The 23,418-nt window shown below is 49.2% G+C and carries 17 protein-coding genes; 12 read left to right on the top strand and 5 right to left on the bottom strand.

What is annotated here, in order from left to right:
• The first annotated feature begins 83 nt into the window (after positions 1 to 83).
• A complete protein-coding gene (gene ahr, locus A5320_RS11800; protein WP_068064995.1) occupies positions 84 to 1,100 on the top strand; it encodes an NADPH-dependent aldehyde reductase Ahr in 1,017 nt (338 codons plus the stop codon).
• A gap of 145 nt (positions 1,101 to 1,245) precedes the next feature.
• On the opposite strand, the gene A5320_RS11795 is transcribed toward ahr, so the two are convergent.
• The 5 genes from A5320_RS11795 to A5320_RS11775 all read right to left on the bottom strand — a co-directional run bounded on the left by A5320_RS11795 (position 1,246) and on the right by A5320_RS11775 (position 6,738).
• The gene (locus A5320_RS11795; RefSeq protein WP_068064572.1) at positions 1,246 to 2,091 is read right to left on the bottom strand and encodes an SMP-30/gluconolactonase/LRE family protein; all 846 of its coding nucleotides are present in this window, start codon (positions 2,089 to 2,091) and stop codon (positions 1,246 to 1,248) included.
• Positions 2,092 to 2,277: 186 nt separating this feature from the next.
• Positions 2,278 to 3,330 carry an alpha/beta hydrolase gene (locus A5320_RS11790; protein ID WP_082971700.1) on the bottom strand — a complete coding sequence of 351 codons (1,053 nt, stop codon included), beginning with the start codon at positions 3,328 to 3,330 and terminating at the stop codon, positions 2,278 to 2,280.
• A gap of 164 nt (positions 3,331 to 3,494) precedes the next feature.
• Positions 3,495 to 3,911 (bottom strand): organic hydroperoxide resistance protein, encoded by a 417-nt coding sequence (locus A5320_RS11785; RefSeq protein WP_068064569.1) that lies wholly within the window; start codon positions 3,909 to 3,911, stop codon positions 3,495 to 3,497.
• 278 nt (positions 3,912 to 4,189) lie between these two features.
• A complete protein-coding gene (locus A5320_RS11780) occupies positions 4,190 to 5,125 on the bottom strand; it encodes a GGDEF domain-containing protein (protein WP_068064566.1) in 936 nt (311 codons plus the stop codon).
• Between the two features lie 122 nt (positions 5,126 to 5,247).
• Positions 5,248 to 6,738, bottom strand: a complete 1,491-nt coding sequence (locus A5320_RS11775) for a protein adenylyltransferase SelO (RefSeq protein WP_082971699.1) — start codon at positions 6,736 to 6,738, stop codon at positions 5,248 to 5,250.
• 158 nt (positions 6,739 to 6,896) lie between these two features.
• Here A5320_RS11775 and A5320_RS11770 point away from each other — a divergent pair, with 158 nt between their 5' ends.
• The 11 genes from A5320_RS11770 (at position 6,897) to A5320_RS11720 (ending at position 23,409) form a co-directional block, all read left to right on the top strand.
• A complete protein-coding gene (locus A5320_RS11770; protein ID WP_068064559.1) occupies positions 6,897 to 9,134 on the top strand; it encodes a putative bifunctional diguanylate cyclase/phosphodiesterase in 2,238 nt (745 codons plus the stop codon).
• Between the two features lie 347 nt (positions 9,135 to 9,481).
• Positions 9,482 to 12,460, top strand: coding sequence for a TonB-dependent receptor (locus A5320_RS11765; RefSeq protein ID WP_068064556.1), 2,979 nt, complete (start codon positions 9,482 to 9,484; stop codon positions 12,458 to 12,460).
• Positions 12,461 to 12,661: 201 nt separating this feature from the next.
• Positions 12,662 to 14,248 (top strand): tryptophan halogenase family protein, encoded by a 1,587-nt coding sequence (locus tag A5320_RS11760; RefSeq protein ID WP_068064989.1) that lies wholly within the window; start codon positions 12,662 to 12,664, stop codon positions 14,246 to 14,248.
• 60 nt (positions 14,249 to 14,308) lie between these two features.
• Positions 14,309 to 15,046, top strand: coding sequence for a SapC family protein (locus tag A5320_RS11755; RefSeq protein ID WP_068064550.1), 738 nt, complete (start codon positions 14,309 to 14,311; stop codon positions 15,044 to 15,046).
• A 3-nt stretch (positions 15,047 to 15,049) separates the two neighbouring features.
• Entirely contained in the window at positions 15,050 to 16,108 is a 1,059-nt protein-coding gene (locus tag A5320_RS11750) for a cupin-like domain-containing protein (protein ID WP_082971698.1), read from the top strand.
• 21 nt (positions 16,109 to 16,129) lie between these two features.
• Entirely contained in the window at positions 16,130 to 17,650 is a 1,521-nt protein-coding gene (locus tag A5320_RS11745; RefSeq protein ID WP_068064547.1) for a tryptophan halogenase family protein, read from the top strand.
• A gap of 3 nt (positions 17,651 to 17,653) precedes the next feature.
• Positions 17,654 to 18,385: a DUF6445 family protein gene (locus A5320_RS11740; protein WP_068064542.1), complete on the top strand. Its 732-nt coding sequence runs from the start codon at positions 17,654 to 17,656 to the stop codon at positions 18,383 to 18,385.
• A 147-nt stretch (positions 18,386 to 18,532) separates the two neighbouring features.
• Positions 18,533 to 19,879, top strand: a complete 1,347-nt coding sequence (locus A5320_RS11735; RefSeq protein WP_068064541.1) for a GH1 family beta-glucosidase — start codon at positions 18,533 to 18,535, stop codon at positions 19,877 to 19,879.
• Between the two features lie 217 nt (positions 19,880 to 20,096).
• Positions 20,097 to 21,425, top strand: coding sequence for a glycoside-pentoside-hexuronide (GPH):cation symporter (locus tag A5320_RS11730; protein ID WP_068064987.1), 1,329 nt, complete (start codon positions 20,097 to 20,099; stop codon positions 21,423 to 21,425).
• Positions 21,426 to 21,477: 52 nt separating this feature from the next.
• Positions 21,478 to 22,485 (top strand): LacI family DNA-binding transcriptional regulator, encoded by a 1,008-nt coding sequence (locus A5320_RS11725; RefSeq protein WP_068064538.1) that lies wholly within the window; start codon positions 21,478 to 21,480, stop codon positions 22,483 to 22,485.
• Positions 22,486 to 22,599: 114 nt separating this feature from the next.
• A complete protein-coding gene (locus tag A5320_RS11720) occupies positions 22,600 to 23,409 on the top strand; it encodes a 3-keto-disaccharide hydrolase (RefSeq protein ID WP_068064983.1) in 810 nt (269 codons plus the stop codon).
• Positions 23,410 to 23,418 lie beyond the last annotated feature (9 nt).

The following is a 23,418-nucleotide window of genomic DNA, read 5'->3' as shown; positions in this document are numbered from 1 at the left end:
ATTCGGCAAACAGCTGCACTTCCTGAATTCTCAACAATACTGTTGCTGTCGTGGTAGCAAAACAATGGAATTTTGGAGGAATGATGATTAAGGCATATGCAGCAACGGCGGCGGGCTCCCAACTGGCGCTGATAGAATACGATCCTGGTCAACTTGGTCGGCAAGATGTTGAAATTGATGTCGATTATTGTGGTATTTGCCATTCGGATTTATCGATGATCGATAACGAATGGGGCATGTCGAGTTATCCGCTGGTGGCCGGGCATGAGGTGGTGGGGCGTATTGCCGCACTGGGGGCGGATGTCAGGCACCTGCAGCTGGGGCAAGTCGTTGGATTGGGCTGGCATAGTGGTTATTGTCAGGTGTGTGCCAGCTGCGGCAGTGGTGATCAGAATTTATGTGCCGGGGCGCAGGGTACTATTGTCGGTCGGCATGGTGGTTTTGCCGACAAAGTCCGGGCCCATGCCTCAAGCGTGGTGGCGTTGCCGGCCGGGATGGACGCCAAAACCGCCGGGCCCTTATTCTGTGGTGGCATCACCGTATTTAATCCAATGGTGCAGTTTGATGTGAAAGCGACCGACAAAGTCGCAGTGATTGGCATTGGGGGTTTGGGGCATATAGCTTTGCAATTTTTACGAGCCTGGGGCTGTGAAGTGACAGCATTTAGCTCCAGTGACAGTAAGACCTTAGAGGCTAAGGAGCTGGGTGCGCATCACTGCATCAATTCAAGAAATGCCGATGAAATTGCCGCTGCTGCCGGACGTTTTGATTTTATTCTGACCACAGTCAACGTGAAGCTTGATTGGAACCTGTATCTTTCGACGTTAAAACCTAAAGGCCGATTGCATTTTGTCGGGGCAACGCTGGAGCCTTTGGATTTAAACGTATTTAGCCTGATTATGGCGCAGCGATCGGTGTCGGGATCGCCGGTTGGTAGTCCGGCTACCATTAAAAAAATGCTGGATTTTGCGTTGCAGCACGAGATCAAACCAGTGATCGAGACCTTTAAATTTTCACAGATTAACGAAGCAATAGCACATCTGAAAAGTGGTAAAGCCCGGTATCGGATAGTGTTAGAACGTGATACCCGTCATCCTTGAAGCTGCAGGGGTGTTGGCCGCCTTCACTCACCCCAGTCGCATAGACTGCTATGCTCCTGGGGTTTCCTTCAGTTGCCGCCTACCTGCAACTCCAATGATTTTGGGTATCAATTGCAGCAGCTGTAAAATTTATTTTATGCAGGATCTACCCATTATGTTTAGGCTTTTTCAGCTGATAAGCCTGCACTGAATTGCCCAAAAAAGTCGGTACATACAGAATTTGTTTGGTGCTATCCCAGCCAATATCGGCGGTATTGAGATTGTGCGGCCGGTTGTCGAGCAATAAGTCGAGCTTGCCATCGGCATGCACGTAATAGACTAATCCCGCCCAGCAACTCACAATAAAATCGCCATTACCAACATGTTCAACACCATCGGCGCGCTCAGCAAATCCTTGGGCAACAGTGGTTAAATTACCTTGGCCGTCTGCTTTAAACAGTTTATCGCCCGCCCCGATAAACAGCTGTTCGCCAACAAAAGTCAGGCCGTTGGCTGCTTCAACATTTTCCAGCCAAGGGCTGAGTTTATTCTGCTGCAACCGGTACAGCCGGTTTTTGCGGGTATCGGACACATAAACAGTCCCTTGTGAGTCAACTGCTACATCATTCAGAAACACCGAGTCGGGCGCACTGATTTTTTCCAGCACTTTGGCGGTTTCGATATCGATCACCACCAGCTCGGTTAGATCGGCGACGTAAAGTTTGCCCTGAAAGCTGGCCAAACCTTTGGGTGCATTGAGACCACGCAGCCAGTTTTGCTGACGGATACTGCCATCGACGTTTAATAAAGCAATACCACCCTGACCATCAGCCGCATTACCCTGACCTTCAATTTCCGATACAAACAGCGTTGGAGCTTTCGCTGCAGTGCCTAGTAATACCGATTCAGGGATCCGTAGATCTTTGGTGTGCCACAACAGTTCAAGTTGAGGTGTTGCGGCGACGGGCAATGCCAGCGAAAAGCTAAGTAAAATAAACGATTTGAATGACATAGTTGACCTTCTTATGGCGATGTCGGGTTGCGTTGTTCGATACGTGGTTGACCCTGAAATAACCACAGTACCGGATAATCAGCAAAAATGCGACTTGCCATAAACGGGAAAAAGCAGCCCCATGAAGTTGGAGGCTGCTGTGGCGGGAAAGGTCATTTATTGCTTAGCAAACAAATCGTTTGCTGATTATTGCAGGTGCACCTTCAATGCCTGACCCGCCTGGTCCAACTGCATTTTCACTGCCGGCACTTCACTCAGCACATTCAGCAGACCGAAATCGTGGATCATGCCGTTGTAGCGCACCGAAGTCACTTTCACGCCAGCCTGATTCAGTTTCACCGCATATGCTTCACCTTCATCGCGCAGTACATCCAGTTCAGCAGTCTGCACTAATGCTGGTGGCAGACCTTTCAGTTGGTCAATGCTGGCACGCAGTGGCGAGGCATAAATCTCGGAACGCTCTGCCGGATTGGTGGTGTAGCTGTCCCAGAACCAGCGCATCATGTTGCGGCTTAAAAAATAACCTTGTTGAAAATGCTGGTACGAGGCATTGTCAAAGTTGGCATCAGTCACCGGCCATAACAATAACTGGAATTTCAGTTTTGGTGTCCCGGCTGCTTTGGCTTTCAGTGCAACAACTGCCGCCATATTACCGCCGACACTGTTGCCGGCCACTGCCAGACGCTGACCATCAACCTGAATTTCTGCGCCATGTTCGGCAACCCACTGTGTTGCGGCATAAGCCTGATTAATGGCGGTTGGGTATTTGGCTTCCGGTGACGGTGTGTAATCAACATACACAGCAGCAGCACCAGAGCGGCTGACTAAATCACGGATCAAGCGTTCATGGGTTGGAAAATCACCCAACACCCAACCACCACCGTGGAAGAACATAAAAGCGGGGAGGGTACCTGTGCTGCCGGCTGGCCGGACTATCACCAGCTTCAGTTTTTCGCCATTCAGGGTAATCCATTTTTCACTGACATTTGCTGCCGGTAATTTGGCACCGGCCTGCGCGCCACTTAACACGGCACGCGCATCTTTTGGACTCAGTTGTTCCAGCGGTGTGTCACCGCCTTGTGCCAGTGCATTTAAAAAAGCGGCTGTAGTTTGTTCAACTCTTGGTAATTCTGTAGCGGAAGTGACTGTTTCTGCTGCAAATATGCTCGGGCTTGCGACAGCTGACACCAGAGTGAAAGCCAACATGCTGCGGCGGAAAGTACGGTTTAAAAGTTTCATTCGATGCTCCTCGTTGAAAATGGTTGCTGTCGCGAGCCTGGAATAGCCAGTTTGCAGTTGCGAATGTGTGTCGGGCCGCTGCTAAAACGCAGTGCCCGAATCACATTTGCAGTTACAGTTATCGCGATAAGTTAATGATTAAATAAATCAGTATAAAATGGTGTTTATACTAACGTTAACCGAACTTTTAATGAGTTGCGGGTGGCGTTTGAGTAAGGACACACCTGATGCGCTTTGGCGATTAAGTCATCAGCCACTGCGTCAGCGATGCCAGGCAAATTGATAAATAGTTCAACATCCAAACCAAAACCACCTGGAATTTGGCCGATACCTACTTCTGCCCGAACGCTGCTATCTGCAGTCAACGCAATTTTGCTTTGGCCAGCGACATATTTAATCGCACTTAAAAAACAAGCTGAATAACCTGCGGCGAACAATTGTTCAGGATTGGTTGCTTCACCACCGGCACCGCCTAATTCACGTGGTGTCGACAGTTTGACATCTAAAAAGTTGTCGCTAGAAACAGCGCGACCATCACGACCTGAAGTACTGGTTACGGTTGCTTTATAAATTACTTGCATGATATATCTCCTGGGTTTGTTAGCGATAACTGTTATCGCGATAATTTAACGGTTAAAAAAATTGGTTCCTGCATTCCTGTTACGTGCACCACATCAGCAATCTGCTGTCACACTGTGGTCGTCATCAGGGTGTGATATAATATTATTGCGATAACTATTATTGTGCAAGTTTTATTTTTGGTTTTTTGCCATTCTGTAGTTAACGATTTGAATTTAAAGTGATTAAATTTTTTGTTGCCAGCGTTAATCTCGGAAGATGGGATTGCCGCTTCGATAATTTAATCGTCGCCCAGTAATTTGTACAATTCTGCACGGTTACGGCCATTGCGCTTTGCAGCGTATAAAGCTGAATCGGCCTGGGTATATAAGTCTTCAAAAGTGCTGTCGCCTTTGCACAAGGCGATGCCAATCGAGACGGTGATACAGAGTTCGACCGGTCCGGCTTTGATGGGGAAACTGGCCAATAACGAGCGAACCCGTTCGGCTACTTGCAATGCGGTTTGTGGGCTGGTTTCCGATAAAAATACTGCAAATTCTTCACCGCCAATGCGGCCAAAAATATCGTATTCCCGTAAGGCTTTTTTAATGCGGTTGGCGGTGGCCTTTAACACTTCGTCACCGGCCTGATGACCATATAAGTCGTTGACTGATTTAAAAAAGTCCAAATCCAGTAATAGCAGAGCAGAAGGAAGATCCTGACGCTGACAACGCCCTAGTTCGGTATTGGTGGATTCGACAAAACAGCGCCGGTTGGCAACTTTGGTCAGCTCATCAGTCAGCGCTAGTTCGCTCAGGGTTGCTACCCGTGAATGCAGTTGATCTTCAAGGACTTTTTGCTTGGTAATTTCTTTGGCCTGCAACAACATTTCGCCAGTTGGCAATAGTTGTTCTGACATTAAAAACCAGCGGCCATCTATAAGGTCCACTTCGAATAACCGGAATGGGTTCTGGCGACGGCGTTGATGCGCTTCTTGTAACCAAAGATCGATATTTGCGGCTTCGATACGGATGCCTTTGCGCTCGACAAAAGAGCGGCGCATCAGCTCGTCAAAATGAATGCCCTGCATGGTGCGATACTCTTGATAGAAAATATCGGCGAACGCCTGATTGCAGCCAAGCAGCTTGTCATCGGCGGTTAAAATAGCGTAGCCATCGTTACAAACATCAATAAATTCAAGGAGTTTTTGCGAAAATGCAGAGTGGTTGGTGCTCATGATGTACTCAGCCATGCAGGCTTTGATGCATTGATTAGATCAAAGTTAGCAGATGAAAACACCAATCGGCCAGTTCGCGGCTGGCAAAAACTGAACTTCGTTAAATCTTTATGTACCGACCACTAAGTGCCACAAAAAGTCCGGTACGGCACATCTGATACCGGCGCTGTTGCCGACCAGCGTTGATTGTCGGTAGTTTCAGTAAAAGGCATGGTTAAATCCCGGGCAAATTGCTGAAATAACGTGAAATCATTATGTTCAGTTACTTGACTGATAATGAGTTCAATCTGATGATTTCGTGGAATAAAATACGGATTTACCGCGTTCATGCTGTGCTGAATTGCCGCCGGATCGCCGCTTAACTGCTGTTGCCACTGCGCTGCCCACACCAGCCAGCTTTGCTGATCGGCAAACAGTGCTGCGGGCCCTTGTGGATCGGTCGTATCGCTGACGGCAAAGGCTAACTTTCTGAAAAAAATCGTAAAATCGACGTTGTTGGCGGCCAGCAGCTGCAGCAATTGTTCAGCCAGCGCTTTGGCCGCAGCGGTGGATGCTAAACCCAACTTCGCGCTCATCCGGTCTTGCCAGGCTTGGTAATATACCTCCGGGAATTCATTGAGTGCGGCGGTTGCGAGTTCAACGGCCTTGGCTTCGGACTCAGCCAGCAACGGCAACAAAGCTTCAGCCAGCCGGGCCAGGTTCCACTGCGCAATCATCGGTTGATTGCGATAGGCGTAGCGGCCTTGCTGATCAATCGAGCTAAACACTGTATTAAGGTCAAACTGGTCGATAAAAGCGCAAGGGCCGTAATCAATGGTTTCACCGCTGACCGACATATTGTCGGTGTTCATCACCCCGTGAATAAAACCAAGGCTCATCCACTGTGCGACCAGTGCGGCTTGAGCGCGGATCACCTGGTTTAATAAGGCCAGATATGGCTGTGGCGTATCTGCACACGCCGGATAATGACGATTGATCACATAATCGGCCAAACTTTTCAGGGAACTGCCATCCTGCAACATGCTGGCAAACTGAAAAGTGCCAATCCGGATATGACTAGCGGCAACCCGCGTCAAAATGCCGCCCGGCTTGGGTTGGTCGCGATACACCGTTTCGCCGGTGATCACCGCCGCCAAGGCACGACTGGTCGGAACGCCCAGCGCAAACATCGCTTCGCTGACCAGATATTCGCGGATCACCGGGCCGAGCGCCGAACGGCCATCACCGCGGCGGGAATAGGGTGTCGGGCCCGCGCCTTTGAGTTGAATATCACGCCGGCGTTGTTGTTTATCGATGATTTCAGCCAGTAACAAGGCCCTGCCATCACCTAGTCTCGGCGATAAATGGCCAAACTGATGGCCGCTATAGGCTTGGGCCAGTGGTTTGGTCCAGCCAGGTAGTTGGTTACCAGCAAGGAGTTGCAAACCGGCGGCGGTTTCGGCCAATGCCGGATCAAAACCCAATTCGGCTGCTAACGGATGGTTAAACGCCAGCCAACGCGGCGCGGCAACCGGCGTCGGCGCGCACAGTTCAAATAAAACTTCGGGCAGACCGGCGTAACTGTGGTCAATCTGCATCGTCGCTGCGGGTTGTTGGCTGGTGGAATTGGACATCAGAAAAAGACTCAGAAAACTAAAACTGTCCGGATTGTACCTTGACTGGCGTCGCTTGCCGACCCGCAGATTTCAAATTGTCTGTGCATGTAGTTTTTGTCTGCAACGGCTACACTGGAAGCTGGACCATTTTTTGGCATTGAGTTGGAGAACCTGCTTTGTCTGCTGCCAGTAAACAGTTGTCGCGTTTGCAATTTTTGTTTCGACTGACGCTGGTGGTCCTAGCCGGTTTTGTCACCAGCTTTTTCTGGTATGTCAGCACCGAACGCGCCATCGATGCGGCGAATCAGCAACGACTAAACTCCTTTGTACTGGCAGATATTTTGCGCCAATCCTCTGACGATTTAACCCGGATGGTTCGCAGTTACGTGGTGACCGGCGAGTCACGTTATAAAGCGCATTTTCAGGAAATTATGGCCATTCGCGATGGCAAAGCGCCAAGACCAAGGTTTTATCAGCGGGTGTATTGGGATTTAGTCACTGAAGATGCGATGCGGCCACGGCCATCCGAACCTGCAGTTCCTTTACTGGTATTGATGCAACAAGCCGGTTTTACCGCTGCTGAGTTCGCAAAACTGGCGGAGGCCAAAGGGTATTCGGACGATTTAACCAAAATTGAATTTAAAGCCATGCAGTTGCACGAACAGGCCCGCACTATGCCCGCGCCGGAAGCTTTGGAGCTGAACCGCCAAGCGGTGGCGATGTTGTTCGACCAACGTTACCACCAAGCCAAAGCCGGTATTATGCAGCCCATCGATCAGTTTTATCAGATGATTGATATTCGAAGTACCAATGACTTGCAGCAGGCAATGATTGTGGCCGATGCCGCTCGCTATTTGTTTGTCGCCATTGGCTGTTGGCTGTTGTATTTATTGTGGCAAATCCGCCGCTATTTCAGCGCGGTACTTGGTACTTCACTGCCGGTTTTATATCAATATATCAGTGCCTTAGGTTCAGAATTGCAAGGAAAGCCAATTGAAGTTGACGCAGCAAGACAAGATACCGTTTTAGGCTGGTTGGCGAAAACCGAACAACGGCTGATGCAGATGGATGAAAAACGGGCGTTAGTGCAGCACCGGTTGGAACATCTGGCGCATTACGATGCACTCACCGGTCTGGCCAATCGATTGTTATTGCTGCAAACGTTGGAGCAGGCGATCCGCCGTAAACCCGCAGCATTAATAGGTTTGGCCTATCTGGATTTAGACGGCTTTAAAGTGATTAATGATCGTTATGGGCATGCGCTTGGCGATCAGGTGTTGCAACTGCTGGCGGCGCGGTTGCAACAATTGATGCGGCCACAGGATATGCTGGCCAGGTTTGGTGGTGATGAGTTTGTGGTGTTGCTGAATGGGTTGAAAAGTCAGGACGAAGGCACTGAGTTATTGTCGCTGCTGCTGCAACAACTACAGCAGCCACTGCAACTCGATGAATATTCGCTGCAATTGTCCGGCAGTATTGGCGTTACTTTTTATCCACAACGGCAACCGCTGGAAGCTGATCAGTTGTTACGACAGGCCGATCAGGCGATGTATCTGGCAAAACAAGGCGGTAAAAACCGCTATCAGTGTTTTGATGCGGCGCAGGAAGAGTTGCTGCGTGGTTATCATCAGCAAATCGAAGAAATCCGACTGGGCATTTCGTTGCAACAGTTTGTGCTCTATTACCAGCCCAAAGTAAATATGCACACCGGACAGGTGATTGGCTATGAAGCGCTGGTGCGCTGGCAACACCCGCAGCGGGGTTTATTGGCACCGGCGTTGTTTTTACCGCAGCTGGAACAACATCCGGTTGGCATTTTACTGGGGCAATGGGTGGTGACCAACGCTATTTCACAATTGGTGCTTTGGCAGCAACAAGGCTTAACCTTGCCGCTTAGTATCAATATTGCCGCCAATCATCTGCAAAGCGCCGGATTTGTCGGGCAATTGTCGGCGTTATTACTGCCACAGCCACAAATTAGCGGGCTGGTGGAACTGGAAATTCTTGAATCCAGCGCGCTGGAAGATATCAGTCTGGTCAGCACTATCATGCAACAGTGCAGTGAACTTGGGGTGACCTTTGCGCTGGATGATTTTGGCACCGGTTATTCGTCGTTGTCCTATCTGAAAAAACTGCCGCTGCATTTGCTGAAGGTCGATCAGAGTTTTGTCCGTGATATCACCATTGATGATGACGACCTGCCGATCTTGCAGGGTATTCTGGCGCTGGCACAGGCATTTGCACTGGAAATTATTGCTGAAGGTGTCGAAACCGAGCGCCACGGAGTGAAATTATTGCAACTTGGTTATCAACTGGCGCAGGGGTACGCGATCGCAAAACCAATGCCCGCTGCAGCGGTGTTTGATTGGGTGGAGCAGTGGCAACCGCCTGCCAGTTGGCAGCGCAACTGTTGAACCATTCTGGCGCATCCGTGGCGCGGTTGCTGCTTTTTGTGGCAAATGACAGATTTTTGCTCATGGCTGATGAAATTTTTTAACTTATCTTAAATTCATATAAATCATGCAGATAGACCGTGATCCTATACCTCGGATTATGGTTTTTTCTTGTCAGTATCCCTGCTTTTTTTCGGTGCAAGCGGAACTTTCCCCCGGTGGCGTATTGACGCCAGAATCAAAATCACCTAAGTTGTGTAAGCGCTTACAGTTAGTTGTTTGAAGTCTGTTTACAACCTGGTCGGCGCTCAACAAAACAACGCACTTATAAAAATAGTAGCCATAACACAGTCGACAGGGATTACAGAATGAAACCGATAACATTTAGAAAGACCAGACTCGCCACCAGTTTGTCCTTGGTGTTGGGTGTGGGAACTATGCTGCCAGCACAGGCGCAGGATGCCGTGGGCACGGATACCGCGAAAAAATCCGACAAAATTGAAGTGATTGCCGTCACCGGTATCCGTGGCAGCTTAATTAAAGCCATGGATATCAAACGTTCTTCCGACGGGGTAGTCGATGCTATTTCCGCTGAAGATATTGGTAAATTCCCGGATACTAACTTAGCTGAATCGCTGCAGCGAATTGCCGGTGTGTCGATTGACCGGGTCAATGGTGAAGGTAGTAAAGTTTCAGTGCGGGGTTTTGGCCCGGATTTTAACTTAGTTACGTTAAATGGCCGTCAAATGCCGGTTACGACCGGTTCGCGTTCTTTTGATTTTGCCAACATTGCGTCTGATTCGATCAGCGGTGTCCAGGTTCACAAAACAGCTTACGCCGCCAATCCAACCGGTGGTATCGGTTCTACTATCAATGTTGAAACCTTACGGCCGTTAAACTCGCCAGGCATGAAGGCAATTGCCAACGTGGCGATGGTTGACGATAAATCAACTGAAACCGGCTCGGCGACACCGGAATTTTCTGGTTTATATTCAAACACTTTTGATGACAATAAATTCGGTGTGATGGTTTCCGGTAGTTATCAGGAGCGTGAAAGTGGTAACCAACAGGCCAATGTTGGCACCGGCTGGCGCAGCTTTTTAGGCAAAGCTGATGACAACTATGACGCAGGTACCGGCGAGTGGGGCGGTGTGCCACAAACCGGCCAGGTCAATCGTCCAGGCCCAGCGGATATTTATTCAGTACCACAAACCACTATCTACAAATTTGAAGAACAACAGCGGGTTCGTACCAACGGTCAACTGGTGTTGCAATACAGTCCAAACGATTCCATCAAGGCCACGCTTGATTACACCTACATGCGTAATGACGTGGACACTCAATACAATGATGTTTCGGCCTGGTTTACTTTTGCGCCTTCGCAAAACGTTTGGACTGATGGTCCAATTTCGTCACCACTGATTTACGCTGAAAATTACGCCACTCCTGCCGACTTATCGATGGGTGCCGGTGATTTTGGCGTGCGCAACGAAAGTGGTTCTTTAGGCTTAAATCTGGAATGGCAGCCAACTGATCGGTTAAAAGTTAATTTTGACGCGCATCAATCGGACGCCGAAATCAAACCAAACAATATCTTTGGTTCTAACAACACCTTAAGTACTGCCGGTTTTATCCGGACTTATGCTGCGACTGATTTCAGTGGTGATTTACCGGCACTGGCGGTGGGTGGTGGCAACGCTGTCAAGCCATCCGATATGCGGGTAACCGGTAGTGTGTTTGGTAATTCCACCAATCGCTCGGAAATCGACCAGTATCAGGTCAAAGCAAGTTACGATTTAGAAGAAGCCGGAAGTATCGATTTTGGTATTTCGTTGACCGATGTCGACAACCATTCAAAATCGGTCAACGTGCAGCGTAATGACTGGGGTGGCGTCGGTAAAGCCGGTGACTTTGACGACAGCTGGTTCCCGGCTGGTACTATTCACGACAAATTCTCTGCCAACAAAGGCGATTTCTCAGCAGCACCAGGTAAAACTTACGAGCTGTTAAACCGGATTTTCTTCTGGGATTTCCATGCGGTGCGTGACCGTGCCGAACAACTTTATACCCCGGCGGGTTACCAAGGTTTTGGCGATTGTGGTACTGATTTCTGCCCAACTACGGATTATGCGCGTGATACTGACCGTTACACCTTAGAAGAGACGCAAGCGGCATACGTGCAATATAACTTTGCGTCTGAATTCAAAGGCCGCCCTTATGATGTGCATGTGGGGGTGCGGGTTGAAAGTACCGACGTATCTTCAACCGCTGCGGTTGCAGCTTATAACGGTGCGAATTGGATAGCAGATACTGAAATTGCATTAGTGGCCAGCGGTCAGCGTGATTATCAGAACCTGAAAGGTGATTACGATTATGTGTTGCCAAATCTGAACTTTAACATTGAAGTTATTGACGATGTGATGGTGCGGGCAGCCTACAGTGAAACTATCGGCCGGCCGGATTATAAAGCAATCCAGGGCGGTACCGTATTGGACACGTTGGCTAACCGTTCAGGTGGCGGTGGTGCAGCTGGTAATCCAAGTCTTTTGCCACTGGAATCGGAAAACATCGATTTGTCGGTTGAATGGTACTATTCACCAACCAGTTATGCGTCGGTTGGCTATTTCCGTAAAGACACCAGTAACTTCATTAGTAACATTGTGGTAGACACGACTATTGCAGGTATTTTCAACCCAGCTGATGGTAAGAAATACCGTGAAGCTTTAGCTGCTGTCGGCGCTGATGCAGCGGCAATCCGTAACTGGATTTTCGCTAACTATCCAAACGATCCAACAGTGGATGTCACCGGTAAGAAAATCAGCGGTAAATCCGGCGAAGACAACCTGATGAACTTCAAGATCAATACGCCTTCAAATGGCGATACCTCTGAAGCGATCACCGGTTGGGAATTGGCCGTCCAGCATGCCTTTGGTGAGAGTGGTTTTGGCGTGATCGGTAACTACACGATTGTGGATAGTGGTCAGACTTATGACAACTTCCTGCTGAAAGACCAACCAGCCCTCATCGGTTTAAGTGATACCGCCAACGCCATTGTGTTTTATGAAAACTTTGGCTTTCAAGCGCGGATTGCTTACAACTGGCGTGACGAGTTCCTGAACTCCCGCGGTCAGGACACCGGCGCTAACCCGAAATACACCGAAGCCTATTCGCAGATTGATGTGTCGGTTAGTTACGACCTGCCACAAGTGGAAGGCCTGACCATTTACCTGGAAGGTCTGAACGTGACGGACGAGTATATGCGGGTACATGGGCGTGCCAAAGAACAGGTGTTAAGCCTGGTCGAAACAGGTGCCCGTTATAGTATCGGTGCTCGCTACAGCTTCTAAGCATTAGCGCGCAAGGTGTGAATGGATCGGATACTCAATGCTTTAGCCATTGATTGTCCGGTTCTATTCTCACCAGACATACTGCAAAAGCCCATGGTCAGCCGGTGCTGGCCATGACTTTAATCTGCAGCCCAGATGTTGCTTTGCACACAGATGCTGTAGATTATTTTGATGCATTTTATCAATGGCACAGGTCATCCGATGGACAACTCAATCCGCAATATTGTAATCGTCGGCGGCGGTGCTGCAGGCTGGATTACCGCTGGTTTACTGGCAGCGGAACATAATGCTGATCAGGGTGTACTGGCGGCCATTCCCAAACTGACTATTAGCCTGATCGAGTCACCCGATGTGCCTATTATTGGTGTCGGTGAAGGCACCTGGCCGTCAATGCGGCTAACGTTGCAGAAAATCGGCATCAGCGAAACCGAGTTTTTGCTCTGTTGTGAGGCCAGCTTTAAACAAGGTTCAAAATTTATCAATTGGCGTGGGCAGACCACGGCCAATCGCACTTTACCGGACAGCTACTTACACCCCTTTAGTTTGCCAATTGGCCAGCAGGAATTAAATCTGTGTCCATTTTGGTTACCCCATCAGCAGGACGTCGCTTTTGCCGATGCGGTGTGCCAGCAATTCCAGTTGACGGAACTGGGCTTGGCGCCAAAACAAATTGCCACCGCTGAATACAGCTTTATCAATAACTATGGTTATCACTTAAATGCAGGTAAATTCAGTCAGTTACTGCAGAAACACATCACTGAAAAATTAGGCGTCCGCTACATCGCCGATCATGTGTTAACCATTCATAGTCAAGTGAATGGTGATATTAAAAGTGTCGCGACCCGCGAGCACGGTGAGATTGCCGGCGATTTGTTTATCGATTGCTCCGGTCTGCGTTCGATACTGCTTGGTGAACATTTGCAGGTGCCAATGATTAGCCAACAGCAGGTGCTGTTTAACGACAGTGCGCTGGCGGTGCAAATGCCATATCCGACTGCCGACGCACCCATCGCCTCTTGCACCCATTCCACTGCCCAAAGCTGTGGTTGGATTTGGGATATTGGTTTGCCGACACGCCGTGGCATCGGCCATGTTTATTCATCGTCACACATTTCAGACAGTGCCGCCGAGCAGCAATTACGCAGTTATTTAACAGCAGATTTCGGCGAAACAGCAGCGAATAGCGCCGAATTTCGTAAACTCAGCATAGCGCCTGGCCATCGCGCCTTGTGCTGGAAAAATAACTGCATCGCCATTGGCATGGCCGCTGGTTTTATCGAGCCACTGGAAGCTTCTGCTCTGGCGCTGGTGGAATGGACCGCCAAAACCTTGAGCAGCCAGTTACCGGCCAATCGCGCTGTGATGGACATTGTTGCGGCCCGGCTGAATAAAGCATTTTTGCAGCACTGGCAGCAGATCATCGAATTTTTGAAATTACACTATGTGCTGAGTCAGCGGGCGGATCACGATTATTGGCATGATCACCGCGAATCGTCGTCAATACCAGCGTCGTTGCAGGACGCATTACGGCTGTGGCGATATCAGGTACCTTCAGCCATGGATATTAGCCACAGCGATGTGTTATTTCCTGCGGCCAGTTATCAGTATGTATTGTATGGGATGGGTTTCCAGACCCAGTTATCCGGCAGTCAGAAACCTTCGTTGCAACGCAAAGCACAGCAGCTATTTAATGAAAATATCCAACGAATTCAAACGTTAAAGAAAGCTCTGGATGATAATCGCGGTTTATTACAGAAAATCCGCCTGCATGGTTTACCGACGATTTAACCAAAAGATTGCGAAGATAAAATCATAACTACAACAAAATTAAAATGACAGGGATCTGAGATGACAAAAATTGCCTTACTGAACAGTGTTGAACATCAGCCATTAAAAGTAATCACCGCACGCGGCGCGGCATACGGCGACAACTTATGGTTTACGCCAACGTTTCCACTGGAATTTCGCAGTGTGCAGGCGCAATACCCGATTTTTTTCCATAAAGATCAACAGACCGGTAAATTATTTCCAGTGGCGTTGTTTGGCTTTAGTCATCAGGAAAACCTGTTCTTACAAACCAATAACTGGCAGCACAGTTATATTCCGCTATCTGTACTACGGTTGCCATTCTTGATTGGTCGGCAAACTGTGCGCGAAGATGGTGTCGAGCATCAGCAAAGAGTGATTCATATTGATGTCGAGCATCCGCGCGTGAGCAAAGAGCAAGGCGAAGCGTTGTTTTTACCTTTTGGTGGCAACAGTCCCTATCTGGAACAAGTGGCCGGTATGTTGGAAACTTTGCATTTTGGCTTGCAGGACAGTCAGCAGTTTGTTGAACAGCTGTTGGCGCTGGAGTTGCTGGAAGCTTTTGCGCTGGATGTGCAGCTGGACGATGGTACCAAACATCAGATGATTGGGTTCTATACCATCAACGAAGACAAGTTAAAGGCGCTGTCGGCTGAAGCTTTGACCGCTTTACATCAGCGGGGTTATTTGCAGGCGATCTATATGGCGCTGGCGTCGCAGTCGAATGTCCGTACTTTATTACGGCTGAAAAATCAGCTGGTACAGCAGGCGGCGGGTTAAGCCATGCAAGGGCTGGCTTTGTGGCAACAACAGGCGCCTGCAGTCGAATCTATCGATGCAACCGATAGTGCGGCGCTGTTACCTGAATTGCAAAACCTGCTGCAAAACCGCACCACGCCGCTGATTCTAAAAGGTTTATGTCTGAACTGGCCGCTGGTGCAAGCCGGGCTGGTGTCTGACGCCGCTGCTGCCGATTATTTGCTGCAGTTTGAGCAGGGCGAGCCGGTCAGTGTCTGTCAGCTGGCGCCGGAAACGCAGGGGCGGGTGTTCTATAATGCGGACTTTTCTGGCTTTAACTATCAGGCGGGCAAAATACCGTTGCCGCTGTTGTTCAAACAATTACAGCAAAGCGCAGAGCAGCAAGCGGCCGGGAAGCCTGCATCTATCTGGTATATGGGCTCAACCGAAATTCACCGCTGGTTTACCGGGCTCGCTGAGCACAATAGTTTGGCACACTTATTGTTGCAGCCGCTGACCAGCGTCTGGCTTGGCAATCAGGCGCGGATCCCGGCGCATTTTGATTTTCCACAAAACCTGGCTTGTAACGTGGTCGGACATCGGACTTTTACTTTATTGCCGCCAGAGCAAATCGAGAATTTATACCCAGGGCCGATGGAGTTTGCACCTGGTGGCCAGGACATCAGTCTGGTCGATTTTTTGAACCCGGATTTAGACCAATTTCCACGATTTGCCAAGGCGCAACAAGCGGCGTCGATTGCTGCATTAGCACCGGGCGATGTGCTGTTTATCCCGAGTATGTGGTGGCACCACGTGCAGGGGCACGACGCGCTGAATATTCTGGTCAGTCATTGGTGGCGCGATAGTCCGGCTTATTTGGGGCGGCCAACCAATGCCTTGTTGCATAGTATGTTAAGCCTGCGCAGTTTACCTAAAGCACAGCGCCAAGCCTGGCAAGCACTGTTTAACTATTACATTTTTGAACACGAAGATGCACCAGAGCCAGCGATGCCTGAAGCTGCCAAAGGCATGCTGCAAAAACCGCTGGATGAACTTAGCGCCCGGCAACTGCGGGCCGATTTACAGAATAAATTAAAGCGTTAGCCTAAAAACAAGGGGACAACCATGCAACAGGTCAATTTCAGTGCCGCAGCGAGTGACACGCAAAGGCCGATTAAAAAAGTAGTGATCGCCGGTGGTGGCACTGCGGGCTGGATGACCGGTGCGGCCATTAGCAAACTGCTGGGGAAAAACCTGGAAGTGGTGCTGGTGGAATCGGATGAAATCGGCACTGTTGGCGTCGGTGAAGCCACCATTCCAACCTTGCATATTTTCCACCGCTTGCTCGGCATCAATGAGCAGGAGTTTATGGCCGCTACCAACGCTACTTTTAAGCTGGGGATCATGTTTGAAAACTGGCTGCAACGCGATCAGAAGTATCTGCACTCCTTTGGTTTTCTTGGCAAAGATTGTTGGGCCTGTGGTTTTCAGCATTTTTGGAGCAAAGCACAGCAACGTGGCATCGCCCGCGAGATTGGCGATTATTGTGTGGAACATCTGGCGGCACGCCAAGGCCGGTTTGCGGTGTTACCGAATCAGGATTTAAACCATGCTTATCATATGGATGCGACGATTTATGCCAAATATCTGCGCAAGCTGGCCGAGCAACATGGTCTGAAGCGGGTAGAAGGTAAAATTTCCGAAGTACAGCAACATGCTGACGGCCACATCAGTGCGTTGAAGCTGATGTCAGGCGAGCTGATTGAAGGGGATTTATTTATCGATTGCACCGGCTTTCGGGCCTTATTGATCGAACAAACCCTGAATACCGGTTTCGAAGACTGGAGCCACTTTTTACCCTGCGACAGCGCCATTGCCGTGCAAACTAAAACCACTGAATCGCCAGTCGCTTATACCCGCGCAATCGCCCATCCGTCGGGCTGGCAGTGGAAAATTCCACTGCAAAGCCGCGTAGGTAATGGCATGGTGTTTTGCAGCAAATTTATGAGCGATGATGAAGCCAAAGCTTTGTTGCTGGCAAATATTGAAGGGGAACGGTTGATTGAACCGCGGGTGATTAAATTTCGCACCGGCACCCGCCACCAGCACTGGAATAAAAACTGTATCGCCATTGGTTTATCCAGTGGCTTTTTAGAACCGCTGGAATCGACCAGTATTCACCTTATTCAGCGCAGCATTGTGCGCTTGTTGCAGATGTTTCCATCCAACGGCATTCAAACTGCGGAAGTGGATGAATTTAATAAACAAACGCAGATTGAAATGCACAATATCCGCGACTTTATTATTTTGCATTACAAAGCCACCCAGCGCGACGACAGCAAATTCTGGCGTTATTGCCGCGATATGGCGGTGCCTGAATCGTTGACGCATCGGATGGATTTATTCGCGCAATCGGGCAAAGTGTATAAGTTTGCGCAGGAGCTATTTGGCGAAAGCTCCTGGATCCAGGTGATGATGGGTCAAGGGATTTTACCGGCGCAATATCACCCGATTGTCGATGCGATGAGCGATGGTGAACTAACGGATTTCCTTGGCACCATTGCCGCTAATGTGCAGAAAACGGTGCAGAATTTCCCAACGCATCAAGAGTTTTTGCAGTATTACTGTAAGTCGGCGATTGTCTGAGTCATGACCGATTTTGCGAGTGATGCAGCGCGCGCTTTTGCGATCAATACCGCTCTAAAACCGCAGTTGATTTATGTCGGCGCGCAGCAAACGCCGATATTGATCATTGATGATCTGGCTGCGGATCTGTCGGTATTGCTGGCGGATGCTTCTAGCGCTGATTTTCAGACCGACGCGCATTCTTATTACCCCGGCGTGCGGGCGATGTTGCCGCGGCCTTATGTGATTGCAGTGCTGGATGCGGTGTATCAGCTGATTTACCAGGTCTATCAGGTGCCGCGCGAGCGACGACTCAAGCCGCAGGATATTTATTATTCGTTGATCACCACTGCAGAACAGGATTTAAAACCACTGCAATGTTTACCGCATTTTGACAGCACTGATCCGTATTATTTTGCGCTGCTGCATTATTTGAGTCCGGAGCCCCATGGTGGCACCGGCTTGTTTCGCCATCGGCCGACCGGATTTGAAAAAATCACTGCGGCCACTCAGTCCGGGTATTTTCAGGCAGCCGAGCAGCATTTAGCCCGCTTTGGCGCACCGCGACAAGGTTATTGTATCGAAACCAACGATCATTTTGAGTTATACCAAAAGCTCGAATACCGGCAAAACCGTTTGGTCATATATCCTGGGAATTTACTACATTCCAGCCTGGTTAATCCGGCGACCGATATTGCAGCTTCCATCAGCAAAGGTCGGTTGACCGCCAATATATTTATCAACTTTTTAGCCTGAACAAGGGGTAGCGGATGATTGATCATCACCTGCATGCAAACTACACTGCTGAAACACTTTGAAAGCGCTTACAGTTGTGTTAAAAAAGAACAAATTTCAGTGCAAGCAATTGACCAGTGCAGATTTTAAAAGAGCCGAAGTGAACTTATGAAAATTGAATTACCAATAGATTCAAAGCTAAACACCCACCAGTTTTTGTTTGGGGTGGCCACAGCGTCCTTTCAGATTGAAGGCGGTGCGGACAGCCGTTTGCCTTGTATCTGGGATACTTTTTGTGCCACGCCTGGCAAGATCCGCGATGGCTCAGATGGTCTGGTTGCCTGCGACCATTTGCGGTTATGGCGTGAAGACGTGCAACTGATTAAATCACTGGGTGTCGACGCTTACCGATTATCGATTTCCTGGCCGCGGGTGATGCATCAGGACGGCAGTTTAAATGCCGAAGGTGTTGATTTTTATATTCAATTACTTGATGAACTGAAAGCAAATCAAATCAAAGCATTTGTCACTTTGTATCATTGGGATTTACCGCAACATATAGAAGATAACGGCGGTTGGCTCAATCGTGAAACCGCCTATCTATTTGCTGATTATGCCGACAAAATCAGCCGCGCTTTTGGCGACAGAGTGTATTCCTACGCCACCTTAAACGAGCCATTTTGCAGTTCATATTTAGGCTATGAAGCCGGCATTCATGCACCTGGCCTACGCAGTAAAGCCGGTGGCCGGCAATCGGCGCATCATTTGTTGTTAGCGCACGGCCTGGCGCTACGTGTACTGCAGCAAAACAGCCCGCACACCATGAATGGCCTGGTGCTGAACTTCACTCCTTGTTACGCGCAGAGTGACGATCCGGCCGATATTGCTGCAGCGCAGCTGGCGGACGACTATTTTAATCAGTGGTATATCAAACCGGTGCTGGATGGTTGTTATCCGGATAGTTTTGCCTTGCTGGCGGATAGTGATAAACCCACTATCCATGATGGCGATTTTGCCATTATCAGCACACCGCTGGATTTTATGGGGGTGAATTTTTATACCCGCACCGTCTATCAGGCTTGTGCTGAAAACGGATTTGCCCCTGTCGATATGGTTGATGCGCCAAAAACCGATATTGGCTGGGAAATTTATCCGCAGGCCTTCACTGATTTATTAGTTTCTTTGCATCAGCTTTATACGCTGCCACCAATTTACATCACCGAAAATGGTGCGGCGATGGATGACAAACTGGTGCAAAGTCAGGTTCAAGACCTTGACCGGGTCAGTTATTACCAGCAACATCTGCTGGCACTGGATTCCGCTATCCGCCAGGGTGTCAAGGTCGATGGTTATTTCGCCTGGAGTCTGATGGACAATTTTGAATGGGCTGAAGGTTATTTAAAACGTTTTGGTATTGTGTATGTCGATTATCAAAGTCAGCAGCGCGTGATTAAACAAAGTGGTCTGGCGTATCGCGACTTAATCAACAGCCGCAGCTATACCCGTCATCCTTGAAGATGCGGGGTTGTTGGCAGCCTTCGCGAACTGGTGCGCCAGCCCGGCCCAGTCACATAGACTGCTATGCTCTGGGTCGGACTGGCGTTCCAGATACGCTCAGATGCCGCCTACCCGCATCTTCAATGATTTTGGGTATAGTCTGCAAAAAATAATAAAAAGCTACTAAAAAAACTAAAAACAACAATGATAAATGGCGTTAAAGCAGGGGAAGATGATGGTCAGTGTAAGAGAAAAAATTGCCTATGGGCTGGGCGATACCGCCAGCAATATAGTGTTTCAAACTGTGATGTTGTTTTTGACATTTTTTTACACTGATATCTTCGGCATTTCACCGGCTTTTGTCGGCACCATGTTTTTAGCGGTGCGGGTGATTGATGCGATTACTGATCCGTTGATGGGGGCTATTGCCGATCGCACCAACAGTAAACACGGTAAATTCCGGCCTTATTTGTTGTGGTTTGCCTTACCGTTTGGCCTGATTAGCGTGCTGGCGTTTACCACACCGGATTTTTCTGAAAACGGTAAAATGTGGTACGCCTTTATCACTTATACCTTGTTGATGATGGTGTATACAGCAATCAATATTCCATATTGTGCTTTGGGTGGTGTGTTAACGGCCGATCCAAAAGAGCGGGTGTCGGTGCAGTCTTACCGCTTTGTGTTTGCGATGCTCGGTGGCGTGCTGGTGTCGGCTTGTACCTTACCGCTGGTGGAGTATTTTGGTGCCGGCGATAAAGCCAAAGGTTATCAGCTGACGATTTTGGCGATGAGTATTTTAGGCGTTGGGATGTTTCTGGCGTGTTTTTACGGCACGAAAGAACGGGTGCAACCACCTGCTGCGGCGCAAGGCAGTATGAAAAATGATTTCAAAATGCTGTGGCAGAATGATCAATGGCGGGTACTTTCGGTCGCGGCGCTGTTTTTACTGTCCGGCTCGGTGCTGCGTAACACCTTGGCGATTTATTATGTGAAGTACTACCTGGAATTACCAGGCAGCATTAGTTTATTTATTACGCTCGGCATGGTCGGCAGTATTGTTGGTTGTATTGTGGCGCAGCCGTTGGCGAAGAAGTTCTGCAAAGTGAAACTGTACATTGGTATTCAGCTGATTGCCGCATCCCTTTGTATTGCAAGTTATTTTGTGGCAGCCGACCAGGTAGAACTGGCGTTTGCACTGTTTATTCTGTGGAACCTGTTTTTTAACGCCGGTACACCATTGTTGTGGGCGAAAATGGCCGATACCGTTGATTACGGTCAGTGGAAAACCGGCGTGCGCAGCACCGGCATGGTGTATTCGTCGATTGTATTTTTTATCAAGCTAGGCCTCGCCATTGGCGGCGCAGCGGCGGGCTGGTTGCTGGCGGGTTATGGCTATCAGGCCGATGTCACCCAAACCGATACCGCTAAACAAGGCATTTTAATTTCTTTCAGCCTGTATCCGGCAATTGGGTCCATTGTCGTGGCCTTTGTGATGCGTTGGTACATTCTGACCAATGAAAAAATTGACCAGATCAGTCTGGATTTGAGAAGAGTGCCCGTTTAAAAGCTGATAAGCTAACGCCAACTTTTCGTGACGATTATGTGATCAAGGACTTATGGCTACCATTTACGACGTTGCAGAGCGGGCAGGTGTTTCATTGGCGACGGTGTCGCGGGTGATGAATAAAAACACCAATGTCGGTGAAAAGACCAAACAAAAAGTGTTGGCGGCGATGGCCGAGCTAGATTATCGCCCTAATACTTTTGCCCAGTCGCTGGCGTCGAATAGTTCGAACAGCATTGGCGTGTTGGTGTCGCAACTGGATGGTCCATATTACGGTCCGATGATGGCGGAAATTGAATCGGCACTACGGGCGGCCAATAAGCACGTGATTATTGCCGTGGGTCACAGTGACGCGGCGCAGGAAATTGACAGTGTTGAGTTTTTGCTGGGGCGCGGCTGTGACGCCTTGATCCTCGATGTGGAAGCAGTTTCCGATGAATACCTGATTGAACTGAGCCAGGGCGCCACACCGATTGTGCTGATTAACCGCTATATCAGCGAGATCAGCGAGCGTTGTATTTATCTTGATAACGAACTAGGCGGTTATCTGGCGACCCGCCATGTGCTGGAGCTGGGTCATCGCGATATTGCTTATGTCTCAGGGCCAAAACGTAAACACGACGCCAATGAACGGTTGGAAGGGCACAAAAAAGCTCTGGCTGAATTTGACGTGGTGTATAAGCCCTCGTTGTGCTTCGAAGGTGATTACAAAGAAGATGGTGGTGTGGTTGCCATGGAACATTTGCTCGATAGCGCGCAGCGGTTTAGTGCAGTGGTCTGCGCCAACGACCAGATGGTATCAGGCGCGATTTCGGTCTGTCTGGAACGTGGCCTGAAAGTGCCGGGCGATTTGTCTTTTGTTGGGTACGATAATATTCCTTTTGCCCGTTACATTTCGCCAAAGCTCACCACAGTCAACAACCCAATTCATGAAATGGGCAAGATGGCGGCGTTGTGGCTACTTAAAAATATTTATAAAAACGATCAGCTGGAAGTGACCAATGTGTTTGTGCCAGAGCTGGTGGTGCGTGGATCGGCGCGCCGACCGGGCAATAAATAAGCAGCTGGTCGTTGCACTGTCGTTGAAATGACTGGCTGATGTTCAACGCTGATGTTTAACCAAATGGTTATCCAGGGCGAAAAAATCATTCAGTTCATTCAAACCGGAGTCCCGATGAAAGCTGTTTTAATCTCGTCTTTATGTCTCATGCTCAGTCAGCCGTTACTTGCCAGCGAATGGCGGTCGTTATTTAACGGTAAAGACCTTACAGGCTGGCAGCCTTATGTCAGTTATCAACCTGAAACCAACGCCCACAATTTAATTTCAAAACAGCAACCGCAAGGTTTAAATAACGATCCAAACCGGATTTTTTCGGTGGTCGATGGTTTGTTGCGTGTGTCGGGCGCGGAATGGGGCGGCCTGACCAGCGTCGACGAATTTGAAAATTTCCACCTGCAGCTGGAAGTGAAGTGGGGCAAGCAAAAATGGTATCCAAGGCTGGAAGCGCCGATGGACAGCGGCTTGTTGTATTTCGCCGTTGGACCACAAGGTGCGCAAAGCGGTCATTGGATGCGCAGCCACGAATTTCAAATTCAACAAGGCGACCATGGTGATTACCATAGTCTGGATGGGGTGATTATTGATGTGCATGCCACGGATACCCATATCGGCGACTGGAAATTTTATAAATACGATCCCAAAGCGCCACTGCGCAAAAACATCGCGGATCGGGTTTTGAAGCTGGGTCTACATGAAAAACCGGCCGGAGAATGGGATCTGCTCGAAGTCATCACCGACGGTAAAACCCTGATCCACAAAGTAAATGGCCACGAAGTGTTCCGTGGTTTTAATTCCCGTCAGCCGATTGCCGGCGGTTTTGCGCCACTTACGCGCGGCAAATTACAAATTCAGTCTGAAGGGGCCGAAACATTTTTCAGAAATATTCGGGTGCGCAGTTTAACGAAGCCGGCGGCAGAGTATTAGCTTTGGCGG

The organism is Rheinheimera sp. SA_1, from assembly GCF_001669775.1.
Classification (GTDB): domain Bacteria; phylum Pseudomonadota; class Gammaproteobacteria; order Enterobacterales; family Alteromonadaceae; genus Pararheinheimera.
Note: the sequence above shows the minus strand (reverse complement) of the source record. Positions and strands in the feature narration are given on the sequence as shown.

Bases quoted from the DNA above. Each gene is read 5' to 3' on its own strand.
- ahr (WP_068064995.1), top strand. From the start codon at position 84: ATGATTAAGGCATATGCAGCAACGGCGGCGGGCTCCCAACTGGCGCTG.
- A5320_RS11795 (WP_068064572.1), bottom strand. From the start codon at position 2,091: ATGTCATTCAAATCGTTTATTTTACTTAGCTTTTCGCTGGCATTGCCC.
- A5320_RS11790 (WP_082971700.1), bottom strand. From the start codon at position 3,330: ATGAAACTTTTAAACCGTACTTTCCGCCGCAGCATGTTGGCTTTCACT.
- A5320_RS11785 (WP_068064569.1), bottom strand. From the start codon at position 3,911: ATGCAAGTAATTTATAAAGCAACCGTAACCAGTACTTCAGGTCGTGAT.
- A5320_RS11780 (WP_068064566.1), bottom strand. From the start codon at position 5,125: ATGAGCACCAACCACTCTGCATTTTCGCAAAAACTCCTTGAATTTATT.
- A5320_RS11775 (WP_082971699.1), bottom strand. From the start codon at position 6,738: ATGTCCAATTCCACCAGCCAACAACCCGCAGCGACGATGCAGATTGAC.
- A5320_RS11765 (WP_068064556.1), top strand. From the start codon at position 9,482: ATGAAACCGATAACATTTAGAAAGACCAGACTCGCCACCAGTTTGTCC.
- A5320_RS11760 (WP_068064989.1), top strand. From the start codon at position 12,662: ATGGACAACTCAATCCGCAATATTGTAATCGTCGGCGGCGGTGCTGCA.
- A5320_RS11755 (WP_068064550.1), top strand. From the start codon at position 14,309: ATGACAAAAATTGCCTTACTGAACAGTGTTGAACATCAGCCATTAAAA.
- A5320_RS11750 (WP_082971698.1), top strand. From the start codon at position 15,050: ATGCAAGGGCTGGCTTTGTGGCAACAACAGGCGCCTGCAGTCGAATCT.
- A5320_RS11745 (WP_068064547.1), top strand. From the start codon at position 16,130: ATGCAACAGGTCAATTTCAGTGCCGCAGCGAGTGACACGCAAAGGCCG.
- A5320_RS11740 (WP_068064542.1), top strand. From the start codon at position 17,654: ATGACCGATTTTGCGAGTGATGCAGCGCGCGCTTTTGCGATCAATACC.
- A5320_RS11735 (WP_068064541.1), top strand. From the start codon at position 18,533: ATGAAAATTGAATTACCAATAGATTCAAAGCTAAACACCCACCAGTTT.
- A5320_RS11730 (WP_068064987.1), top strand. From the start codon at position 20,097: ATGGTCAGTGTAAGAGAAAAAATTGCCTATGGGCTGGGCGATACCGCC.
- A5320_RS11725 (WP_068064538.1), top strand. From the start codon at position 21,478: ATGGCTACCATTTACGACGTTGCAGAGCGGGCAGGTGTTTCATTGGCG.
- A5320_RS11720 (WP_068064983.1), top strand. From the start codon at position 22,600: ATGAAAGCTGTTTTAATCTCGTCTTTATGTCTCATGCTCAGTCAGCCG.